Here is a 19456-nt window from a genome sequence, read left to right as displayed (position 1 = left end):
GTCCCCTTACCAGCGATAGTGGGCGAAAGCTTTATTTGCTTCTGCCATTTTATGGATTTCTTCTTTTTTTCTGAAAGCCGCACCCTTGTCGCTAGCAGCGTCCAGTAACTCATTAGCCAGTTTATCTACCATCATACGCTCGTTGCGCTTACGGGTGGCTTCTAAGATCCAGCGAATTGAGAGAGATTGTTGGCGCGCTGGGCGTACTTCTACAGGCACTTGGTAAGTCGCCCCGCCCACGCGCCTAGAGCGTACTTCCAATAAGGGCTTAACATTTTCTAAAGCTTTTTCAAAGACCTCAATGCCCTTTTCTCCGCTTTTTTCTTCAATCTTACTCAGTGCAGCATAAATAATCTTCTCTGCTACGCTCTTCTTGCCATCATACATCATCTTATTAATAAATTTTGTGATGACCTTGCTATTGTAAACCGGATCTCCCAAAACCTCTCTAATTGGCGCTCGTTTTCTTCTCATATCTTACCTTTATTTTTTCTTCTCAGCCCCAGCTTTAGCCTTTTTAGCCCCATATTTACTGCGAGAAACGGAGCGTTTATTTACTCCAGCAGTGTCTAGCGCTCCGCGCACAATGTGGTACTTTACTCCTGGCAAGTCCTTTACACGACCTCCACGCACCAATACGATGGAGTGCTCTTGCAAGTTATGCCCCTCTCCGGGAATATAGCTAATCACTTCAAACTTACTGGTCAAGCGCACTTTGGCTACCTTCCTTAACGCCGAATTGGGTTTTTTAGGGGTGGTAGTGTAAACTCTAGTACAAACTCCCCTTCTTTGAGGACACTCCACCAAAGCGGGTGATTTTGTTTTTTTAAGAATTTTTTTCCTTTCTTTCCTGATCAACTGGTTGATAGTGGGCACACTCGTCCTTTTTCTAAATTTCTTTCCAAAACCGCCATTATAGCCTAAAAATCTTTATATTAGCTTCACTCATCTATGTGCAAACTTCCATCATATGAGAAAATCTAAAGCCAGTTTAATACTTAAACACAAAAGTAACTTCCTTAAATAACTTATTTTGAGTTAAAAATAGTGTGTCAAATAAGGTATCTAGGTCATGACTAATGCTAAGCAAACGCCCAGCTTGCTGTGGCTTAAAATAGTGAGGTTTGTTGTGTAGGTAGTTGAGTATTTGAGTGTAGCGCGAGAGAATAAGGCGTGTGTTGTTGTGCACAAGAAGTTGGGTTTCTGCAGAAAGGGGAGTGTTATGGCAATATTCATAGAGTCGGTAAGTTAAGGTATCCAGCACATCTAAACATTTGAGTGCACGAAAAAGAGATTGGATACTTTTAGTATCAGAAGTTTCACTGCGGGCGTTCTTCAAGCAGAGTCTAAAATCGTTAAGTTGACTTAAAAATGTTGTCTGAGTTTCTAGGGCATGTAGATTATGGGGTTTAAGCGTAAGACTTAAAAGGTTTTTAAGAGTACTTAATACGCTTTTAGTGTGCTGGATAAAGGCATCTTTATCGTATTTTGGCCATAAAAATAGAAAGACACTATAAACGATAGTGATCCCTAACGCGATATCTATCACTCTAGAAGCCACAATATCTACAAAGTCTCGTGCAAAGAGTGAAAAACAGAGCAAAAAGGCAAACATGAGTGCAGCTGCCCATGTGGTATAGGAATAAACTTTTAGATAAATGAAAAGAAATACGCCAAGCACAAGACAGACATAGAAAAACCAAGTGTCCGCAAAAAGCCACACCACCAACAAGCCGGGTAATAACCCGATGGCTGACCCTTTCACGAATTCTAATTGGGTTTCTTTAGTGCTCCCAATAGAAGAGCGCGAAACAAGTAAAGTTGCCATCGCAATCCACATGCCATGGTTAAAACCAAAGTAGCGTGCAGTAAATACAGAAATTCCCATAGCGGTAGCGTATTTAAAGGCGTATTGAAAAACGGGGTGCTTAAAATGCAAAGCTTCTAAGATATTTTTGAAAGAGGGAGGGGTACTGGTAGGGGAACTTAAGGGCATGCCCTCTCCACCGATTAAAAATACCTCCATTTTGTTGTAAATAATCTCAATAGAATGGCGCACGAGCTTATCTACATGGGGATCAAGATGTTGTAGGGCATCGGTACGCAAGGGGGTGTTTTGTTCGGTGAACATGCCTGCTAAAATTTTGAGGTTGAGCAAGAGTTCTTGACGGACAAGCTCTAGGGTTTGGGTGTTAAAGTAACCATAGATGGAATGGATAGAGTGGTAAATTTCTTCTAAAGCGTGCAATTGAAAAAGACTTCGTTGCAGGTTTTGAACGGTGTGGGGGTCTTTGATCTTGCTGGACTTGGAGCTTAAGATGATCTTGGTGTTTTGGATTTGTTGGAGCACTTGGGTTTGAATCATGGCGTAATCGCGTGGGCGGTTGGCGTATTGCAACATCAGCTCCATATTGGAGAGCAGAATGCCAAAACGCTTTTTAGTGAAGGCGCTGTACTTGGAAACAAAGATAAAATACTGCAACACAATACTCACTGCCCCTAGTAAACTTACCATCCCCAAGCTCTGTTTAAAATCAATGGGTGCGTGGGCATCTACATATAAACAGGTTATCAACCCATTAGAAAGAGCGGTGTTACAGACCTTGTGTAAATCCATGCTATAAGCCATAGATAGTCCTACGGAGAAAGTGATAAGGCATAAAGGTACGCATAGCCACACCCCAAAATGCGCTACAGGGTAAACCAACACGATAATCACACAACTTAATCCTACAAACCCCAATAAATAGTAGATTTCATGATCCTTGTCGCTAATGAGTACACTCAAAAAGTAGATAAAAATACTTTGAAATCCTGCCCAAATCATGATAGAGGGGCTAAAAAAAAGTGCGCCCAAAGTCGCACATACAAAAGTTGTAAGGGTCGCTTTAAGTGCGTAGATCAGGCTAAAGTAACCCGGATCGTAGAGGTGGACGGCGCGTTTGAGAGCGTTAAGCACAGAATTAGCGGATCGTGGGCTGAATCTCTTTATTGGTGGCTAGCTCTTCGCGCGCCACTTTGGCTAAAAACTCTAAAAGCTTGTCGCTGGCTTGTTGGTAGGCAAGGCTGACCGGGGATTTAGGATTGAGCACACTAATGGGTGTGCCCTTATCCCCCCCCTCTCTAACTTGCATTTCTAGCGGGATACGCGCAAGCAGGTGGGTTTGATACGCCTCTAAGAGCGTGCTCAAGTTGTCTTTGCCAAAAATATCGCTAGTGTGCGCGCAATGGGGGCAAACAAACCCGCTCATATTCTCAATCACGCCCGCAATGGGGACATGCAATTTAGCAAACATGTCCAAAGAGCGCGCCGCGTCATCTAAGCTCACCAGTTGGGGCGTGGTTACACTAATGCCCGCACTAATGGGCACACCTTGGGCTAAAGTGAGCTGGGCATCCCCGGTGCCCGGGGGCATGTCCACGATGAGAATGTCTAGCTGTCCCCATAAAATGTCGGTAAGCATTTGCTCAATGGCGCGCATCAGCATGGGTCCGCGCCAAATGAGACTCTGCCCCTCTTCATAGAGCAAACCCATGCTCATGGTTTTCACATTAAAAGCCTCTAGGGGGATGAGTTTTTTACCACTAGGATCGCTCATCGGATCCACGCCCACCAAGCCTAACATTCTAGGGATATTAGGACCATAAACATCGGCATCTAAAAGCCCAACTTTTTGTTGGCGTTGGGCTAGGGCGATGGCTAGATTAACGCTTGTGGTACTCTTGCCCACCCCGCCCTTGCCTGAGCTGACCATCACCACATGTTTGATATTGGGGGCTAGGTTTTTATTGCTGGTGGCTTGTTGGGGTTCTCTTTTGGGGGGGGTTTTGATGTCTAGCTGCAGGGCACTAATGCCTATTTCTTGCATTTTGGCACGCACCGCTTGCTCCAAGGTGGCTTTGACCTCAGAAGAGCTAGAGGGGATTTCTAAAAGCAGTCCTAGGCGATTCTCATGCAAGGTTACATTCTTGACAAAACCAAAACTCACAATATCGCGTTCAAAATTGGGATAAATAACATGTTTAAGTGCCTGTAGCACTTCTTCTTGGGTGATCATAATTCTCCTTTGGATATGTTTTTAGTCTAGCATGCGCGCGTTAGGATTGGCTTAATCTTTGTGCGGAGCGGTGGGAGTGAGATACTGGTTTTTGATGAGCATTTGCACAATCTGTTTAAAAATGGGCGCAGCAGTCTGGCTACCATAATACTCTTCACTGCCCAAAGAGCCAAAGACCACCACCCCGATCCCATAAGTGTTTTGTTTGTCCTTAGCAAAGCCAAAAAACGAACTATTGTACACATCGGTGTATCTGCCCTTGTTGGCAATGCGCGCTGTGCCCGTCTTGCCCCCGATGACAAGCCCGCTCACCTGCGCGCTCTTGCCCGTGCCATGCGTTACGACCTTGATGAGGAGTTCTTGCATTTTGCGCGCGCTCTCTTTGCCGATGACTTGCTTTTTAGCCGGGAAATTGGGAGTGTACACATCGCCATTAGCGGCGTTGAAGCGTTGGGCTAAATGGGGGGTTACTAAAAAGCCATCGTTGGCAAAAACCCCATAAGCGCGCAGAAGTTGCATAAAGGTGGTGCGCAAACCATAGCCATAAGAGACACTGCCCTTATACACTTCACCACTGAGCAGGCGTACACTGGGCAATAACCCGTTTTTCTCATAGGGCAAGTCAATCCCGGTAGGTTCGCTCACCCCAAAACTCTTAAGCCCTTCATACATCTCTTGGGCGTTGAGTCGTTTGGAGAGTTTGATCATGCCCACATTGCTAGAACGCACTAAGACATCTTCAATGGTGGCGTTTTTGGGGGGGATAAGATCGTCTTTGATCGTGTATTTGCCCAATTTGTAGATACCATGGCTTAGATCAATGGGCTGGGCGGGATTGATCCGCTTTTTATCTATCAATAAGCTGTAGACAATGGGTTTAATGGTGCTGCCCGGCTCAAAGGAGAGCTCGATCGCGTCCACATTTAACGCCCCGTAATCGCTCTTTTGAATATTATTGGGGTTAAATCTATTGGTGGTCGCTAAGGTGAGAATTTCGCCATTGCTAGGAGAAAACACGCCCGCGATGATCTGTTGGGATTTGTAATGGGTTTTTGCCCGATCTAAAATGCGCTCTAGATCGCGCTGGATTTTTAAGGGGATGCTCAAAGTGATGTCAAAACCATCCACTCTAGCGATGCTCTCAAAACTCTTGTCTTCAATCAAGTTAAAGCCAATGTCGCGCTTGCCCGTGTCCTGCCCGTCATGTTTGGCACTGAGCATTTTGTTGTCAAACTTTTCTAAGCCCTTGACCCCTTGTACCATCGTGATTTTAGAGGTGTCGATCTTTTTGACATAGCCCACTAGGGGTTCAAAATTGTCCTTATAAGGGTAATTGCGCGCCATCCCGCTCACTTCAATACTCAAGCCCACCTTGGGCATGATTTTCTTATTGGCATCCTCATACTCCACGAAAACATTATAGGCTAAAAGCTTGGCATTGAGTTGGCGCAAGCTAGCCGCCGTGTTGGCGTTAATGCTATAAGAGAGGGTTACATAGGTGGTTTGGGTGCATTTTTGGGCGATGAGAGAACGGGGGATATTGGTGTAGATAGAGAGCAGGTCAATGAAAAAATCCCGCTTGTCTGGGTCAATGGAGAGGGGGTTAAAACTCACCTTAAAGAGCTTTTGGCTACTGGCTAGAGAAAAACCATCTTGGCTATAAATGCTGCCCCGCATGGCGATATTGGTCTTGGTAGCCACGAAAGCGGGCATTTTTCTAGGCAACAACGCCTTGAAAAACATCACCACCACAAAGAGCAACAAACAGCCCCCTACCACCATGAAGATGAGTAAGAGTCTTTCGGTGCGTCTAGGGTCTAAATCGGGGTTTCTAGGGTCGGAGTAGGGGGAGTTGGGCTCAGTGCTCACTTAAAAAAACCCTTCAAGCACAAGCCACATAGGCTAGTTAAATCTGAGTCCTCAAGAGTTCTTTATAAGCGCTGATCGCCTTGTTGCGCACCTCTAGCATGAGTTTCATGCTGGTTTCGGCTTTGCCAATGGCAATGGCGGCTTGGTGCAGGTCTTTCACCTGCCCGGTCGCCATGTCCGCAAGCGCCTTGTCGGATTCTTTTTGGGTGTTGTTGAGTTCATCAATAGAGTGCTTGAGCATCGCAGAGAACTCCCCCTTCTCCATTAGATTCTCATGCGCCTTTGAATCTAAAGGAGTGCTAGCTTTATTCAACCCTATATCAGTGTATAAAGTTTTCATGTTGACTCCTTGCATCGTGTTCACCTATATCGTCCCTTTCAGCTAATCTTTAAGTCTAAAAGAGAATCTCCTTTCTTGTAAATTAAGCTTGTAGCATGCCAATGGCGTTGGTCGCCATATTTTTCGTGCTCTGAAACGCCGCCACATTGGCTTGGTAGGCGCGCGTGGCTTCAATCAAATCCGCCATTTCTACCACCGGGTTTACATTAGGGTAGGACACATAGCCATTTGCGTCCGCGTCCGGGTGGGTGGGGTCGTACTTGAGGAGGGGAGCCTTGTCGTCCCGGACGATCTTTTCAATGTAAACCCCCATGATGGGCGGATTGGGCTTTTCAATGTCATCGCTCTCATCTAAGGGGTCTTCATACTCCATCAAATTATTATTCTCCGCAAGCTTTTCGTTCAACACCTTGTTGAAGTCAAAGGACTTGAAGATCGCCTCTTGACGGCGGTAAGGTCCGCCCTCATCGGTGCGGGTGGTGTTGGCGTTGGCGATATTAGAAGAAATGAGATTGGCGCGCACTCTTTGAGCGGATAATCCATAACCGCTGATGTCAAAACTAGATAAAAACATGGGCTGTCCTTTCCTCTAAATATTCTTCGCCGCGTCAATGGCGTAATTAACGATGCTTCTGTGCTTTTTAAGCGCGGTGGTCAAAGCCAAATACATGGTAGAGTTTTTCCCCATCTCTGAGGTTTCAATATCAATGTCCACGCTATTGCCATCATTCTTAGCCAAGTGCCCATCTCTAAAAAAGATGGTCGCCTTGTTGTCCTCATAATCCTTAGGCTCTAAATGCCTTTTATTGGTAACCGCAAGCTCTAGGTGCTGGTCTTTTTGATGATCAAAGACCTCTGCCTTTTTGTGGGCTAGCATGGTTTCAAAATCCAAATCCTTAGGGCGGTAAAAAGGCGTGTCCACATTGGCGATATTGCTCGCGATCAAATCCTGCCGCAAGGCGCGGTAATCCATCGCCTTGTACACCAACGGATAGGCTTTAGACAAATCCATAACGACCCTTTCTTATAAGTATATAAAAGCAAGGAGTATTCCACAACCCCAAAAGCCAAACCGGTAAAATTTTGTATAATTATAGCATAGTTTCCAAACATATTTTCCAAAGGTCGTGGATGGCTTACCGGCGTTTATTTCTCTATGCAAGCCTGCTCATGGGCTTAAGCGTAGTGATGAGCTACTCTCTCTCCACCTACACCACCTTACTATACCGCTACCAAGAATTCCATTTTTTTGTGCGCCAAGCGGTGGCTGTGGGGGTGGGGATTGTGCTGATGTGGGGGGTTTCGTGGTTGGATCCGGATAAATGGTTTGTCAAACTGGGCTTTGTGCTCTTCTTTGGCTCGTTTTTACTCATCGTGTTGATGAATTTTTTGCCTGAGAGCATGTCCTCTAGCGCGGGGGGGGCAAAGCGATGGATTCGCCTCCCCTTCTTTTCGCTTGCCCCTACAGAGTTTTTTAAAGTGGGCTTTGTGTTTTTCTTGTCATGGAGTTTGTCGCGCACCTTCTTTAATCAAGAAAAAGCCAGCGTGAAAGAGGAGCTGATGATCCTCATCCCCTATTTCGTCTTGTTTCTATGCGCCGCCTTTTTTATCGGGGTGTTGCAAAACGATTTGGGGCAGGTGATCTTACTAGCGATTGTCTTGGGCTTTTTGCTCATTTTCTCTGGGGGGAGCTTTAAACTCTTTAAAATCTTTTTCACCCTTGCGCTGTGTATCGGGCTGGTGGCGATTTTCACCAGCGCGCACCGCATTTTGCGCATGAAACTTTGGTGGTCTAATCTGCAAAGCTCGATCCTCTCTTTATTGCCCTCCAAACTTGCCAATAGCTTGCGCATTGACAATCTGCCCGAACCCTACCAAATTTATCATGCCACCAACGCCATCAAGCATGGGGGGATACTCGGGCAGGGCTTGGGCGAGGGGGTGGTGAAACTGGGTTTTTTAAGCGAGGTGCACACGGATATGATCTTAGCCGGGCTGGCTGAAGAATTGGGCTTTGTGGCGATCTTTATTTGTGTGGGGTTGATGTTAGCCCTCCTGCATGGGATGTTTAAGATCACCAACCGCCTAGACAATCCCAAGCACATGCTTTTTTGCTTGGGTGTGGCGTTGCTGATGGGCTTTTCTTTCATCATTAACGCCTTTGGGGTGAGCGGGATCATCCCTATCAAGGGGATCGCCGTGCCCTTTTTGAGCTATGGGGGAAGCTCCATTATCGCCAATTCTTTAGCCTTGGGTTTGGTACTCTGTTTGTCCAAACAGGCAAGAAGTTAGGATTGTAATAATTGCATAAACTCCGCACGGGTGCGCGCATCGCTTTTAAAAAGCCCCTTAAGCGCGCTGGTTTTCACTAACGCCTCTTGTTTTTGCACCCCGCGCATCGCCATGCATAGGTGTTTGGCGACACAAAACACCCCCACGCCCTTAGGCTGTAAAATCCGCTCAAAGGTGCTAGCAATCTCCTCACTCAAGCGTTCTTGAATCTGTAAACGCCTTGAGAAAGCCTCTACTAATTTGGCGATCGCATCCAAGCCCACAACCTTATCTCTAGGGATATAGCCCACACTCACATGCCCAAAAAAGGGCAGTAAGTGGTGTTCGCACATGCTATAAAACTCAATATCCTTAAGCATAACAATCCCATCGCACGCTTCAATACTAAAAGCACTTTGTAAAATGTGTTCAGGGTTTAAGTGATAGCCCTGCATGAGGTGATTCCAAAGCTCTTTGAGGCGTTTGGGGGTGTCTTTTAGCCCCTCTCTTTGGGGGTCTTCACCTATGCATGCGCATAATTGAGCCCATAACTCTTGCATTAACGCCCTCTTTGTAACAGCGCGATGCGTTGTTCAATGCTAGGGTGGGTGTTAAAAAGTTCAGCGGGGTTAAAGATATAGCTGGCGAGTCTAGTGGGGTTGGGATCGGCTTGGCTAAAATCATGGCTGGCATAATTACTAGCGATTTTTTGCAAGGCAGACACCATGGGCGCGCTATCATGCATGATATAAGCCGCCCCGCTATCTGCCATAAACTCCCTAGAGCGACTCAAATACATTTGTAGGAGCAAGCTAAAGATGGGCAAAATGAATTGCAAGACCAGCAAGATCGTGCGCGCTATATTCGCCCCGCTATTGTTGCGCCCCCCTAAAAACGCCCACACGCCCACATTCGCCCCCAAGAGCATGATATTGCTCAAAATCCCCACGCACATGGTTAGGCGAATGTCTCCATGCAAAATATGGCTGAGTTCATGCGCCATGACCGCCTTGATCTCTTGGCGATCCAAATTGTCAATAAGCGTTGTGGTCAGCGCGATGAGCGCGTTATTGCCATCCCAACCGCTAGCAAAAGCGTTCATAAAGGGCGCGTCCATCACATAGAGTTGGGGTCTAAAGGGGGTGTTAGAGGCGCGCAACAACTCTTCTAAAATCTCAGAGAGCATGCGCTCCTTGCCGCGCAAAACATGGCTAGGATCGATGCGCTTGTATTCATTGCCAGAGAGCATGATCGCTTGGGAGTTGTTGATACAAAAGACAATGATCCCCAAAGCCACCGCTAACATGATCAGCGTGATGGTGGGCATCACCTGAAAGCTGAGTAGGCGCGCCAAACCTACCCCCAAACTAGGCGCATTAATGCGCACCAAATCCACAAGCAAGCCAATCAGTACAAAGGTTGCCCCATAGGTGATCAAAACTAATAGGCTTTTGCGTTGGTTAGAGGCGATGATTTGATCAAAGCTCATGCTAACTCCTTAGGGGAAAATAGAATGCGCCCGGCGATCTCTTCTAAAAAGATCGTGGCATACGCCCCCTTGGGCAGAAAAAATTCTAATTTGCCATGGGCTTCTTGAGGGAGATAGGTAAAACGCACATCACTAGGGAAGACTAACGCGTAACGGCGATCTCCCTTAGTGTTCAAGGGGTGCACATAGGGGCGCTCTAAATGCCATGCTAGTTCTTTGGCATGGAGTGCTTTTTGCCCGGTGAGCAAACCGGTAGGGGCAATCTCTTGGGCGCGCAGGCGCGCGCAATTGTGTGGGTCGTCATGTTCAAAGTATTTGCCAAAGGGATAATGGCACAGAATATCCCCCTCTAAGAGTTTAAAATAGTGTTCTTGATCTTGGAGGGCTTTGAGGGTGTCTAGGTCTAAACTGGCAAATTCAGAGCGGATCTCTTGGGGGGAGAAGTGGGCTAGTAGCGTGTTCAAGCGCATGCGCGTGCTCAACCAATGGTTGAACAGATGGCTTTGATAACTGGAGAGAAAAAAGGCGTTGAGCTTTTTATGATGGGTGTGCGCCTGTTTAAAATTATCCCCACTCTTGCCAAAGCGTTGCGCCCCAAAGTAATTAGGGAAGCCATACACCTTTAAAAAGTCTAGCACCTGCTCTATTTTGCGCGCATCTAGTGGTTTGAGTTTTTTTAAGCGCATAAAGAAGTGGTTACCCTTGAGATGCCCTAAGCGGATTTTATGGTTATGGGCGTTGATTTCTAAAATCTTAATACCATGCTCTAGCAGAGTAGGGGCGTGTTTTTCGAGGGTGGGGGCGTGGATTTTGGGCAGAGAAATGTATTGCGTGCTGATGGCTTGCTTGTCCTTTAACCCGGCATAACCAAATTCTGAGATTTTGCACCCGCTCACGGCAGAGAGCATGGAGAGCATCTCCCAAGTACTCTTGTCCTTCTTGCGTACCCTGAGAATGACATGCTCCCCACACCCACTAAAGGGGTAAAGAGGTTCTTCTACCACGCTAAAATCTCGAGAGCATTTTTTAAAGTGAAAGGCAATAGGGGCATGGGTGGAGGCAAAAAAGCGCGCGGGCGCATCGAGAGGAAAAAAGGGTGATTCTAATGTTTGCATGCGCTATTATAGCCATTGGAGGGCTTTAAGATCAAGTTGGACTAATTTTTGCTTTGGATGTGTACCTTTGATTTAGGATGGATTTCATGGAAGTTAAAGATATACGCAACCAACCTAATCTCTATGCCCTGTTGAACGCGTCTCATTTAGAACGCGGTGAAACTCCCGCGCCCGCTAAGGGAGAAAAACAGCCCGAAGTGGTCGCTGAGGTCTCTAAAGTGGAGCGCGAGCCCAATGGCTTAAAGCGCGAGACTTATGGCTTTTTAGTCTTGGAGTTGATGAGCGATAACGAGTACAGCGCGTTTTTGCGCGCCACGGCGGGGATGAATGAGAATGAAAAACGCCTAGCCGCTCAGTCGCTCTACAGCTTGACAAGTTTTTATGGCGGGCAGATTCAACAAGACGCTAAAGAGATCGAACGCAAATTTGACGGCTTGCAAGCCATTCAAGAGAGTCAGTTCAAAAAAGCCCTAGGTTTGGATCAAAATTTTGTAGATCGCTATAAAAACGCTTATGATCAAGCCTACCAAGCCCTTGATGTGATGCTCTAATCAAGTATTTTTAAGCAAAATGCCTTTATAATAGGCGTTTTTGTCAAGGTAGCTCAGCTGGTCTAGAGCGCTGGTCTCATAAGCCGGAGGTCGGGGGTTCAAGTCCCCCCTTTGACACCATCCCCCTCTATGTTTTGATGTAACCCTGAAGGATTTTTAATGCGACATGTTTTACTGCTCAATGGAGCAAAGAAATTTGGCAGTTCTGGCGCAAGACTTAGTGCGGCTTTACACGCCCACGCATGGCAAACCTTGCAAGAATTAGGGCATAGCACCACCCAAACCCAAATCGATCAAGGCTATGACATTGAAGAAGAGATTATAAAAATCCTAAAAGCGGATGTTTTGATTTGGCAGATGCCCGGTTGGTGGATGGGCGCGCCTTGGATTGTGAAAAAATACATGGATGAGGTTTTCACCACTGGACGGGGCAGACTCTTTAAAAATGACGGACGCACTTTAGATAACCCCACTAAGAATTATGGCAGAGGTGGGTTGTTGCAAGGCAAGCAATACATGTTTTCGCTCACTTGGAACGCGCCTTTAGAGGCTTTTACAGACAAAGAAGAATTCTTTGAGGGGATGGGTGTAGATGGCGTATATTTCCCTCTACACAAAGCCCACGAGTTTTTAGGCATGCACGCCCTGCCCACTTTTATCTGCAATGATGTGAGCAAAAACCCCCAAGTCGAACAATATCTTCAAAACTACAGCGCCCATTTGCAAAGGGTGTTTAGAACCCATTAACTGCACTACACCCGATTGGATTTTATTGTATGCCTCTCATGTGGGCATCTGTTTCAAATGCCTCTTGGCTCTCTCTCTTGCTACAATGCTCCTCGTATTTTAGTTTTTAAGCAAGGAGCGGATATGTTTATCCAAGATTTAAATGTGGAACAGCAACAAGTGTTTTTGTATTTGGCTAGAAAAGGTCATTGAAGCCGATGGCGTGTTGCACGAGTTGCAGCTAGGCGCGCTGGATGTGATCAAGAAGCAATGCGAGCATAGCATTAGCGAAAAAGAAGCTCCTTTAAGTGAGCTGAGCAAAGCCTAACATGCCGTATTGTTGGAGCTAACTTCTGTTGCTCTAGTGGATAGCCGTTGGCATGATAATGAGCGGGATACCATTTATTCTTATACTAAAGAGATGGGAAACTCTACCCAAAAAGTGGATCAACTCAAGGATTGGGTGGTAAGCGGTCGTAAAAACAAGATTAAACTTTAAATTTACCCAATTCAAGATCAAAGACGCTTGCCATGTCGTTCAAAGAGGAGCTGGCTTTGCTCATATCCTGCACACTTTGATAATTTAACGATGCAAATTTGCTGATTTCTTGGATTTCTTCCACGATCGCTTTTGTTGCGTCGGCAACTCCCTTAAACTCCTCAACATCTTTTGTCGTAGCATTGATCACGGTTTGGATATTTTGTACATTTGCATCAACAATTTCTTGCAGGGCACTGGTGAGTTCGGAAGTTTTTAGAATTTCTTGGGCATTGCTGTGTAAACTTTGGCTAATAGAGCTCACACTTTGCACCACTTCATTAACAGTTGTGTTAATTTCTGTCAAGCTATTTTGCGTCTTTTCGGCAAGTTTACGCACTTCATCAGCCACCACCGCAAAGCCACGTCCATGTTCGCCCGCCCGCGCGGCCTCGATCGCTGCATTGAGTGCAAGCAAATTTGTTTGATCGGCAATGTCAGAGATAATCGTTAGAACAGCCTTGATATTCTCTGTGTTTTTAGAGGTTTCTTCTAGCCTGTTGGAAAACTCTACGCCCAATTGAGCGTTGTTCGCTAGGTTAGCGCTGAAGTCTTGGATTTTAGAGCGCACCTCACCTAGAGTATCCCCCGTTTGCACAAGATGCTTGTTGTTAAGGTCGGCGTTGCTCGCACCGGCAAAATACTACTTACAATATGGTTTCCATTGTTTACAGCAAGAGCAATGCGTTTAGTTTCTTCCTGAGTGTGTCGTTGTACATTATCAGAACTTTTATGTAGGGCACTGGCTATTTTGGTGTTTTCAGAGCTAATTTCCTTGATTTGAGAAATAATCCCTTGAGTTTTTCCTAAAAATGCATTGATATTCTTGGAAATTATCGCAATTTCGTCTTTACCCTTTACAGCCAATCTTTTAGTTAAATCCCCTTCTTCAGACACTAGTTCAATGATCAAATCTCTAAGTTTGATCAAGGGTTTAAATAAAAATTGGATCACTCCAAAAAGCACGGCTAAGACAAAAAGGATAGAACTGATGGCTATGATCAGTAATGTCGATTGGAGATTTCTAAGATTTCTGAATGCATCTTTTTTATTAATAACACCCAATACCTTCCAGCCTAAACCCGGAACCGTTGTATAAACGAAGAACTTATCGATCCCCACAGCCCTATGTTCTAAAAAGCCAGAAGTGGTAGAGAAGATCTGATCGGTTAATTCCTTACCACCCGTATAGGAATGACTATCGCGGTAGTTAGAACCCTGTTCAAAAATGGGTGAACGCAACACAAAGGCATCACGATCTAAGATATGGATTCGTCCCCCATCAAAGTAAAATTTTTTCTCATTATGACCAAAGCTATCCAAACTAATATCGAGGGCTAATACGCCTTGAAAAACGCCATTTTTGGATAAAGGCACGCTATAAGTAAGAATCCATTTACCCGTAAAAATATCTTTATACGGGTTACTGATCACCATAGTATTACTCTGCTGGGTGGCCTGATACCACTTCCTCTTTCTTGGATCGTAGTCTTTAGGAATGTTGGACATTGTGCCTACTACACGCCCATCTTCAAACCCCACATAAGTATTTTCTGTAACCATACCATCGTGTACAAATTGTAAAATTTGCGTAATGCGTGCAATGTCCTTAAAATCTTGTAATTCTAAATCTTTAGCCGTATTCACTAAGCCCATACGGATATTATTATTCCACTCCACTAGAGATGAGGATATGAGAGTTACAGCTGTGTTTAGCGAATGCTGTATCGTTTTGGTGATACTGGAACTCGCTGACGCATTGATAATAGCAATGATAGATGCAAAGGTTATAACAAGCAATCCTGCTAAGACCAACAAAATCTTCGTTTTAAAACCCATGATTAAGTGCCTTGTCTCTGAGTGTTAATTTAATAGCTTAATCATACTATAAGTTTGACTAATCCACATTCTCAGTATTTGCAAAAGCCTTTATTTAAACATACGCTGCAATCTGAACTAAATCTAGACTTCTAGAGATATCAGGATGAGCGGTAACACAAAGTCAACAAAGCGCCCTTTAACAAAGATAAAATAAGTGATCTTTGAAGTTAGGCATTGGGAGTTTCAACTCTATGGGCAACTCATGCAAATTCGTAGCATTGTCTCTTTTTTTGTACATAGCAATGAAAGCAACAAACCCACATCCACTACCCAATATACGCGTAAGCATGAACTCTTTTGGTGGAGGATAGCGGGCTCGAACCGCTGACCTCCTGCGTGCAAAGCAGGCGCTCTTCCAACTGAGCTAATCCCCCAAAAAAAAGAAGATGAAAATGAGATGGTGGGCTTAAGAGGACTTGAACCTCTGACCTCACCCTTATCAGGGGTGCGCTCTAACCACCTGAGCTATAAGCCCATGAACACAAGTAAACCTTCTTTTGGAAGAAGACAACAAATGCCCATAAAAGTTTCGATTATATCTCACTATTTCTAAAAGTTTGCTTTTAGAGGAACTATGTCCATGTTTTTAAAGAGAGTCTTAAAAAGATGAAATATGCCGATGTGGTAATAACTTTTTAGTACACTTGAGTGCACTTAATATTTAAGTTTAGGAGTGTTGCGTGAAGGTCCATGCATGACTCCTTTAAGCCTTTTATATTCAGTTTAACACCATCTTAACACTACGAGAACACTCAATTAAGCCTATATGCGTGTGCAATGCGCGGACGTGTTGTTGATGTAATTTACATATCTAGAGTGGACTTTAAAGTTTGCTCAAAAATGTCTTAATCTGATCATATAAAGCCGTAGGTTCTAACTTTTTGACATAGTCGTCATCTCTGATTTGAAATTCCCTTTCTTGAAAATCCATGCAATGCAATAACTTAAAAACGATCGATTTGTGTTTACAAGGGGCGACTAAACACATACTAGAAAGATGAAATTTGGCATGAGAGAGCACGATAAAGGTATCATATTTATTTAGAATAGGGTTTTCGTTACGCATGGAAAGTATATCTCCAAAAGCAATCTCCTTAACTGCTTTGGTCTCATAAGGCTTATCTTGTAAGACGATCTGCTCTAAAAAATGCTCAATAAGCGGCTTTCTGTGCGCTGACATAGACATAGTCAGTAACTGGATACTAAGTTTTGTTTCTCGGGTCTGCTCTAATATCTGTGCCTTTGGAATGACTTGTAGTTGATCGATCATTACCTCGCTATCACCCAGAATATAATTCTTGTGCGAAGGGTATTCTTTATGTTGTTTATTTCGGGTTGTCTTTGGAAACGCTAAGACGAACTGCTCATTTTGATAAATGACAAAGTAAGGGCGCTTTTCCCGTTGCTCATGCCCCTCCCCATACATGTTCTGATAATATACCAGATCAGACATGCCCATCCTCACTACAAATATTTAACACCTGCACCACTACCATCTATAATTCCTATAAAACTTGACATACTCAATCTATTTCCCCTCTTTACCTTTTTTACTGCATGTAAATAGCCAGCGTTAAACAACACTATTTCACCCAATTTTGGTCTATGTTCTATCTTTTTAGAGAAAACCTTATTTCTATCAAGCCCATAACGCAATTTCTCATCTTTATGCTGTAATCTCCGATATTCCTCATCACTGAGCTTAAAATCCCATATCTCCATTTCTCCCCCTTCATCAGCAACGCTTAAAAAACAATTAAAAGCAATTTGTTCCTTGATAGGCAAATTTTGCCAAAGCTGATAATTGTCCCTCCTAAAAACATCCTGATGTGGCTCTATATCAGACTTCTCATTTAAAACCCTTATCAAACCGGAAAATGTCTTATAGTCCTCAAAAACAGCTCTCTTACAGCCTTGATTCCACACAACATCTAAATAAGAAATTATATAATCAATTGGAGAAATGTATGGAAAAGTAATCTCTTTAATCAAAAGATTATTTCTATTTGCATTCTCATAGTAGCTTCTCCTAATGTTTTCATTTTCCATGCTTTCATAATACGCCATGCCGATTCTCTTTATAAGAGGAGCGTTGTGATAATGCCCTATTTCGTGTTTTTAAAGTATTTTGATACCAAAAACCAATGATATTCTCATCAAAAACGCATCCCAATGAACAAAAATGTGCTTTGCCATACAACAGATCTATGATAGTTTCTTGATCTAAAGTTTTTATATTTTTAATCATCTATGCGCCCCTTACAAGATTAATGAAAACATATACAACAAATCCGATAAAGATTAAAGCACAGGCAAAATCTATCTTTTTGCAATGCTTGATATACAAAGCTTTAATCTTAGGATTGGAAAAGAGTAAAGCCACACCAAGAAAATATAAAAAACTCTCTAGAAACAGAAGTATTACAAGAAAACTGAGATTAGAAAAACTATGCGAAAAATTTAAGCTTGAAAAAATACTGCCAAAATAAAACAGAGCCTTAACATTGCTAATATTTGTCAAAAACCCTCTAAGAAAAGGTTTGTCTGTATAGCTTAGATCCTTAAAATCCTCTGCTTGTTTCAAATTCTTTAAAAGCAAAAAAGCCAAGTATAGTAAATAAAACATCCCTAAAAGAATCAATAAAACTTTCATCAAAGGAAAAGTTGTAAAAATAATGTGTAGTCCGCTCAAAGATAAGATAATCCAAAGGAGGATAGCTAAAGAAACTCCACAAACGACCAAAAACGCACTTTTAAAGTCCGTCTTTAGAGCATACGAACTCACGATGAAAAAATCAGGACCTGGAAGCAACAGAGCAAAAAAATGGATGGAGAGGATAGTTGAAAAACTCATACAGAGACCACTACCCAGGTGAAATAAGATCTACAGAAACAAAAAGAAAATTCCCAACACCCAAGCAAGAGAGTCTAAAGCGCAACGCTATAGCCTATAGCAAACGAATGCTAAAGGCAATTCTCTAAGAAAGGAGGTGATCCAACCGCAGGTTCACCTACGGTTACCTTGTTACGACTTCACCCCAGTCGCTGTGTGTGCCGTGGGCAGTAGCTACTTTAGCATCCTGACTTAAGGCAAACACAACTCCCATGGTGTGACGGGCGGTGAGTACAAGACCCGGGAACGTATTCACCGCAACATGGCTGATTTGCGATTACTAGCGATTCCAGCTTCATGCAGGCGAGTTGCAGCCTGCAATCCGAACTGAGAGATGTTTTTAAGATTAGCTCAACCTCGCGGCATTGCATCTCTTTGTGCACCCCATTGTAGCACGTGTGTAGCCCTAGGCGTAAGGGCCATGATGACTTGACGTCGTCCTCACCTTCCTCCTGCTTACGCAGGCAGTCTTCTTAGAGAGCTCAGCTTAACCTGTTAGCAACTAAGAAAGAGGGTTGCGCTCGTTGCGGGACTTAACCCAACATCTCACGACACGAGCTGACGACAGCCGTGCAGCACCTGTTTTCAGGGTCTAGCAAGCTAGACACCCCGCTATTTCTAGCAGATTCCTTCAATGTCAAGCCTAGGTAAGGTTCTTCGTGTATCTTCGAATTAAACCACATGCTCCACCGCTTGTGCGGGTCCCCGTCTATTCCTTTGAGTTTTAATCTTGCGACCGTACTCCCCAGGCGGGATGCTTAAGGCGTTAGCTGCATTACTGGGAGGACAAAGCCCCCCAACAACTAGCATCCATCGTTTAGGGCGTGGACTACCAGGGTATCTAATCCTGTTTGCTCCCCACGCTTTCGTGCAATCAGCGTCAGTATTGTTCCAGCAGGTCGCCTTCGCAATGAGTATTCCTCTTGATCTCTACGGATTTTACCCCTACACCAAGAATTCCACCTGCCTCTCCCACACTCTAGGGTTGTAGTTTCAAATGCAGTTCTATGGTTAAGCCATAGGATTTCACACCTGACTTACAACCCCGCCTACGCACTCTTTACGCCCAGTGATTCCGAGTAACGCTTGCACCCTCCGTATTACCGCGGCTGCTGGCACGGAGTTAGCCGGTGCTTATTCGTCAGATACCGTCATTATCTTCTCTGACAAAAGGAGTTTACAATCCTAAAACCTTCATCCTCCACGCGGCGTTGCTGCTTCAGGCTTGCGCCCATTGAGCAATATTCCCTACTGCTGCCTCCCGTAGGAGTCTGGACCGTGTCTCAGTTCCAGTGTGTCCGTTCACCCTCTCAGGCCGGATACCCGTCATAGCCTTGGTGAGCCTTTACCTCACCAACAAGCTGATAGGACATAGACCAATCCTTTAGCGATAAATCTTTCCCCCGTAGGGTAATATTTGGTATTAATCACCATTTCTAGTGGCTATCCCAAACTAAAGGGCATGTCATCTATGCGTTACTCACCCGTGCGCCACTAATCCGCCTAGCAAGCTAGGCTTCATCGTTCGACTTGCATGTATTAGGCACGCCGCCAGCGTTCACTCTGAGCCAGGATCAAACTCTCCATAAAGTTAAGTTAAATCCATCGCTCTTTAAAACTCACAAAGTGATAGCGTTGTTCGTTTATAAAGAGACCTTGAAAACAAATGGGTTATAAACCCAGCGTTTGCGCTTCAAGACTCTCTTGCTTGGATGTCAAAGAACA

The 19456-nt window shown here is 44.4% G+C and carries 21 protein-coding genes, 3 tRNA genes and 1 rRNA gene; 5 read left to right on the top strand and 20 right to left on the bottom strand.

Annotation, left to right across the window (positions count from 1 at the left end; genetic code table 11):
* Positions 1-6: 6 nt before the first annotated feature.
* From rpsG to flgB, 8 genes are all read right to left on the bottom strand, one after another.
* The gene (gene rpsG, locus C6G87_RS07860) at positions 7-474 is read right to left on the bottom strand and encodes a 30S ribosomal protein S7 (RefSeq protein WP_104752947.1); all 468 of its coding nucleotides are present in this window, start codon (positions 472-474) and stop codon (positions 7-9) included.
* A gap of 9 nt (positions 475-483) precedes the next feature.
* On the bottom strand, positions 484-876 hold the full coding sequence (gene rpsL, locus C6G87_RS07855; RefSeq protein WP_013468810.1) for a 30S ribosomal protein S12: 393 nt from the start codon (positions 874-876) through the stop codon (positions 484-486).
* Between the two features lie 115 nt (positions 877-991).
* Positions 992-2959, bottom strand: a complete 1968-nt coding sequence (locus C6G87_RS07850; protein ID WP_104752946.1) for an FUSC family protein — start codon at positions 2957-2959, stop codon at positions 992-994.
* 4 nt (positions 2960-2963) lie between these two features.
* Positions 2964-4058, bottom strand: coding sequence for an Mrp/NBP35 family ATP-binding protein (locus C6G87_RS07845; protein ID WP_104752945.1), 1095 nt, complete (start codon positions 4056-4058; stop codon positions 2964-2966).
* 51 nt (positions 4059-4109) lie between these two features.
* Positions 4110-5840, bottom strand: coding sequence for a peptidoglycan D,D-transpeptidase FtsI family protein (locus tag C6G87_RS07840; protein WP_382262799.1), 1731 nt, complete (start codon positions 5838-5840; stop codon positions 4110-4112).
* Positions 5841-5964: 124 nt separating this feature from the next.
* Entirely contained in the window at positions 5965-6267 is a 303-nt protein-coding gene (gene fliE, locus C6G87_RS07835) for a flagellar hook-basal body complex protein FliE (RefSeq protein ID WP_013468841.1), read from the bottom strand.
* Between the two features lie 82 nt (positions 6268-6349).
* Entirely contained in the window at positions 6350-6841 is a 492-nt protein-coding gene (gene flgC / locus C6G87_RS07830; protein WP_104752943.1) for a flagellar basal body rod protein FlgC, read from the bottom strand.
* 15 nt (positions 6842-6856) lie between these two features.
* Positions 6857-7279, bottom strand: coding sequence for a flagellar basal body rod protein FlgB (flgB, locus tag C6G87_RS07825; RefSeq protein WP_104752942.1), 423 nt, complete (start codon positions 7277-7279; stop codon positions 6857-6859).
* A gap of 119 nt (positions 7280-7398) precedes the next feature.
* Here flgB and C6G87_RS07820 point away from each other — a divergent pair, with 119 nt between their 5' ends.
* Positions 7399-8559, top strand: coding sequence for an FtsW/RodA/SpoVE family cell cycle protein (locus tag C6G87_RS07820; RefSeq protein WP_104752941.1), 1161 nt, complete (start codon positions 7399-7401; stop codon positions 8557-8559).
* Here the strand turns inward: C6G87_RS07820 and folE are convergent.
* Genes folE through truD form a run of 3 tightly spaced genes read right to left on the bottom strand, consistent with a single transcriptional unit; the run spans position 8556 to position 11142 of the window.
* Positions 8556-9098, bottom strand: a complete 543-nt coding sequence (folE, locus tag C6G87_RS07815) for a GTP cyclohydrolase I FolE (RefSeq protein WP_104752940.1) — start codon at positions 9096-9098, stop codon at positions 8556-8558. The genes C6G87_RS07820 and folE overlap by 4 nt on opposite strands.
* Entirely contained in the window at positions 9098-10027 is a 930-nt protein-coding gene (gene htpX, locus C6G87_RS07810) for a zinc metalloprotease HtpX (protein ID WP_104752939.1), read from the bottom strand. The genes folE and htpX overlap by 1 nt, the downstream gene beginning before the upstream one ends.
* Complete coding sequence (truD, locus tag C6G87_RS07805) at positions 10024-11142, bottom strand: tRNA pseudouridine(13) synthase TruD (protein ID WP_104752938.1); 1119 nt, start codon at positions 11140-11142, stop codon at positions 10024-10026. The genes htpX and truD overlap by 4 nt, the downstream gene beginning before the upstream one ends.
* A gap of 86 nt (positions 11143-11228) precedes the next feature.
* Between truD and C6G87_RS07800 the strand changes: the two genes are divergently transcribed.
* The 4 genes from C6G87_RS07800 to C6G87_RS08905 all read left to right on the top strand — a co-directional run bounded on the left by C6G87_RS07800 (position 11229) and on the right by C6G87_RS08905 (position 12747).
* Positions 11229-11693: a hypothetical protein gene (locus tag C6G87_RS07800; protein WP_104752937.1), complete on the top strand. Its 465-nt coding sequence runs from the start codon at positions 11229-11231 to the stop codon at positions 11691-11693.
* Positions 11694-11735: 42 nt separating this feature from the next.
* A tRNA-Met gene (locus C6G87_RS07795) sits at positions 11736-11813 on the top strand.
* Positions 11814-11852: 39 nt separating this feature from the next.
* Positions 11853-12440: an NAD(P)H-dependent oxidoreductase gene (locus C6G87_RS07790; protein WP_104752936.1), complete on the top strand. Its 588-nt coding sequence runs from the start codon at positions 11853-11855 to the stop codon at positions 12438-12440.
* 142 nt (positions 12441-12582) lie between these two features.
* Positions 12583-12747 carry a hypothetical protein gene (locus C6G87_RS08905; protein WP_233709071.1) on the top strand — a complete coding sequence of 55 codons (165 nt, stop codon included), beginning with the start codon at positions 12583-12585 and terminating at the stop codon, positions 12745-12747.
* 160 nt (positions 12748-12907) lie between these two features.
* Here the strand turns inward: C6G87_RS08905 and C6G87_RS09085 are convergent, their stop codons facing one another.
* From C6G87_RS09085 to C6G87_RS07745, 9 genes are all read right to left on the bottom strand, one after another.
* Positions 12908-13555: a methyl-accepting chemotaxis protein gene (locus tag C6G87_RS09085; protein ID WP_158653136.1), complete on the bottom strand. Its 648-nt coding sequence runs from the start codon at positions 13553-13555 to the stop codon at positions 12908-12910.
* The gene (locus C6G87_RS08640; protein ID WP_158653135.1) at positions 13534-14796 is read right to left on the bottom strand and encodes a cache domain-containing protein; all 1263 of its coding nucleotides are present in this window, start codon (positions 14794-14796) and stop codon (positions 13534-13536) included. Before C6G87_RS08640 ends, C6G87_RS09085 begins: the two co-directional genes overlap by 22 nt.
* A gap of 340 nt (positions 14797-15136) precedes the next feature.
* Positions 15137-15212, bottom strand: a tRNA-Ala gene (locus C6G87_RS07775).
* Positions 15213-15236: 24 nt separating this feature from the next.
* Positions 15237-15313, bottom strand: a tRNA-Ile gene (locus C6G87_RS07770).
* A gap of 348 nt (positions 15314-15661) precedes the next feature.
* Entirely contained in the window at positions 15662-16291 is a 630-nt protein-coding gene (locus C6G87_RS07765) for a type II toxin-antitoxin system PemK/MazF family toxin (protein WP_104752935.1), read from the bottom strand.
* A gap of 11 nt (positions 16292-16302) precedes the next feature.
* Positions 16303-16905, bottom strand: coding sequence for a 2OG-Fe(II)-dependent halogenase WelO5 family protein (locus C6G87_RS07760; protein ID WP_104752934.1), 603 nt, complete (start codon positions 16903-16905; stop codon positions 16303-16305).
* The gene (locus C6G87_RS07755; protein ID WP_104752933.1) at positions 16892-17086 is read right to left on the bottom strand and encodes a hypothetical protein; all 195 of its coding nucleotides are present in this window, start codon (positions 17084-17086) and stop codon (positions 16892-16894) included. Before C6G87_RS07755 ends, C6G87_RS07760 begins: the two co-directional genes overlap by 14 nt.
* Positions 17087-17692, bottom strand: a complete 606-nt coding sequence (locus C6G87_RS07750; RefSeq protein WP_104752932.1) for a LysE family transporter — start codon at positions 17690-17692, stop codon at positions 17087-17089.
* 129 nt (positions 17693-17821) lie between these two features.
* Positions 17822-19321: ribosomal RNA gene (locus tag C6G87_RS07745) — 16S ribosomal RNA — on the bottom strand.
* Between the last annotated feature and the right edge of the window lie 135 nt (positions 19322-19456).

It is taken from the genome of Helicobacter baculiformis, assembly GCF_900197685.1.
Taxonomy (GTDB): Bacteria; Campylobacterota; Campylobacteria; order Campylobacterales; family Helicobacteraceae; genus Helicobacter; species Helicobacter baculiformis.
Note: the sequence above shows the minus strand (reverse complement) of the source record. Positions and strands in the feature narration are given on the sequence as shown.

Coding starts and splice junctions, on each gene's coding strand:
- rpsG (WP_104752947.1), bottom strand. CDS start 474: ATGAGAAGAAAACGAGCGCCAATTAGAGAGGTTTTGGGAGATCCGGTT.
- C6G87_RS07845 (WP_104752945.1), bottom strand. CDS start 4,058: ATGATCACCCAAGAAGAAGTGCTACAGGCACTTAAACATGTTATTTAT.
- C6G87_RS07840 (WP_382262799.1), bottom strand. CDS start 5,840: ATGGTGGTAGGGGGCTGTTTGTTGCTCTTTGTGGTGGTGATGTTTTTC.
- fliE (WP_013468841.1), bottom strand. CDS start 6,267: ATGAAAACTTTATACACTGATATAGGGTTGAATAAAGCTAGCACTCCT.
- flgC (WP_104752943.1), bottom strand. CDS start 6,841: ATGTTTTTATCTAGTTTTGACATCAGCGGTTATGGATTATCCGCTCAA.
- flgB (WP_104752942.1), bottom strand. CDS start 7,279: ATGGATTTGTCTAAAGCCTATCCGTTGGTGTACAAGGCGATGGATTAC.
- C6G87_RS07820 (WP_104752941.1), top strand. CDS start 7,399: ATGGCTTACCGGCGTTTATTTCTCTATGCAAGCCTGCTCATGGGCTTA.
- folE (WP_104752940.1), bottom strand. CDS start 9,098: ATGCAAGAGTTATGGGCTCAATTATGCGCATGCATAGGTGAAGACCCC.
- htpX (WP_104752939.1), bottom strand. CDS start 10,027: ATGAGCTTTGATCAAATCATCGCCTCTAACCAACGCAAAAGCCTATTA.
- truD (WP_104752938.1), bottom strand. CDS start 11,142: ATGCAAACATTAGAATCACCCTTTTTTCCTCTCGATGCGCCCGCGCGC.
- C6G87_RS07800 (WP_104752937.1), top strand. CDS start 11,229: ATGGAAGTTAAAGATATACGCAACCAACCTAATCTCTATGCCCTGTTG.
- C6G87_RS07790 (WP_104752936.1), top strand. CDS start 11,853: ATGCGACATGTTTTACTGCTCAATGGAGCAAAGAAATTTGGCAGTTCT.
- C6G87_RS08905 (WP_233709071.1), top strand. CDS start 12,583: ATGTGGAACAGCAACAAGTGTTTTTGTATTTGGCTAGAAAAGGTCATT.
- C6G87_RS08640 (WP_158653135.1), bottom strand. CDS start 14,796: ATGGGTTTTAAAACGAAGATTTTGTTGGTCTTAGCAGGATTGCTTGTT.
- C6G87_RS07765 (WP_104752935.1), bottom strand. CDS start 16,291: ATGTCTGATCTGGTATATTATCAGAACATGTATGGGGAGGGGCATGAG.
- C6G87_RS07760 (WP_104752934.1), bottom strand. CDS start 16,905: ATGGCGTATTATGAAAGCATGGAAAATGAAAACATTAGGAGAAGCTAC.
- C6G87_RS07755 (WP_104752933.1), bottom strand. CDS start 17,086: ATGATTAAAAATATAAAAACTTTAGATCAAGAAACTATCATAGATCTG.
- C6G87_RS07750 (WP_104752932.1), bottom strand. CDS start 17,692: ATGAGTTTTTCAACTATCCTCTCCATCCATTTTTTTGCTCTGTTGCTT.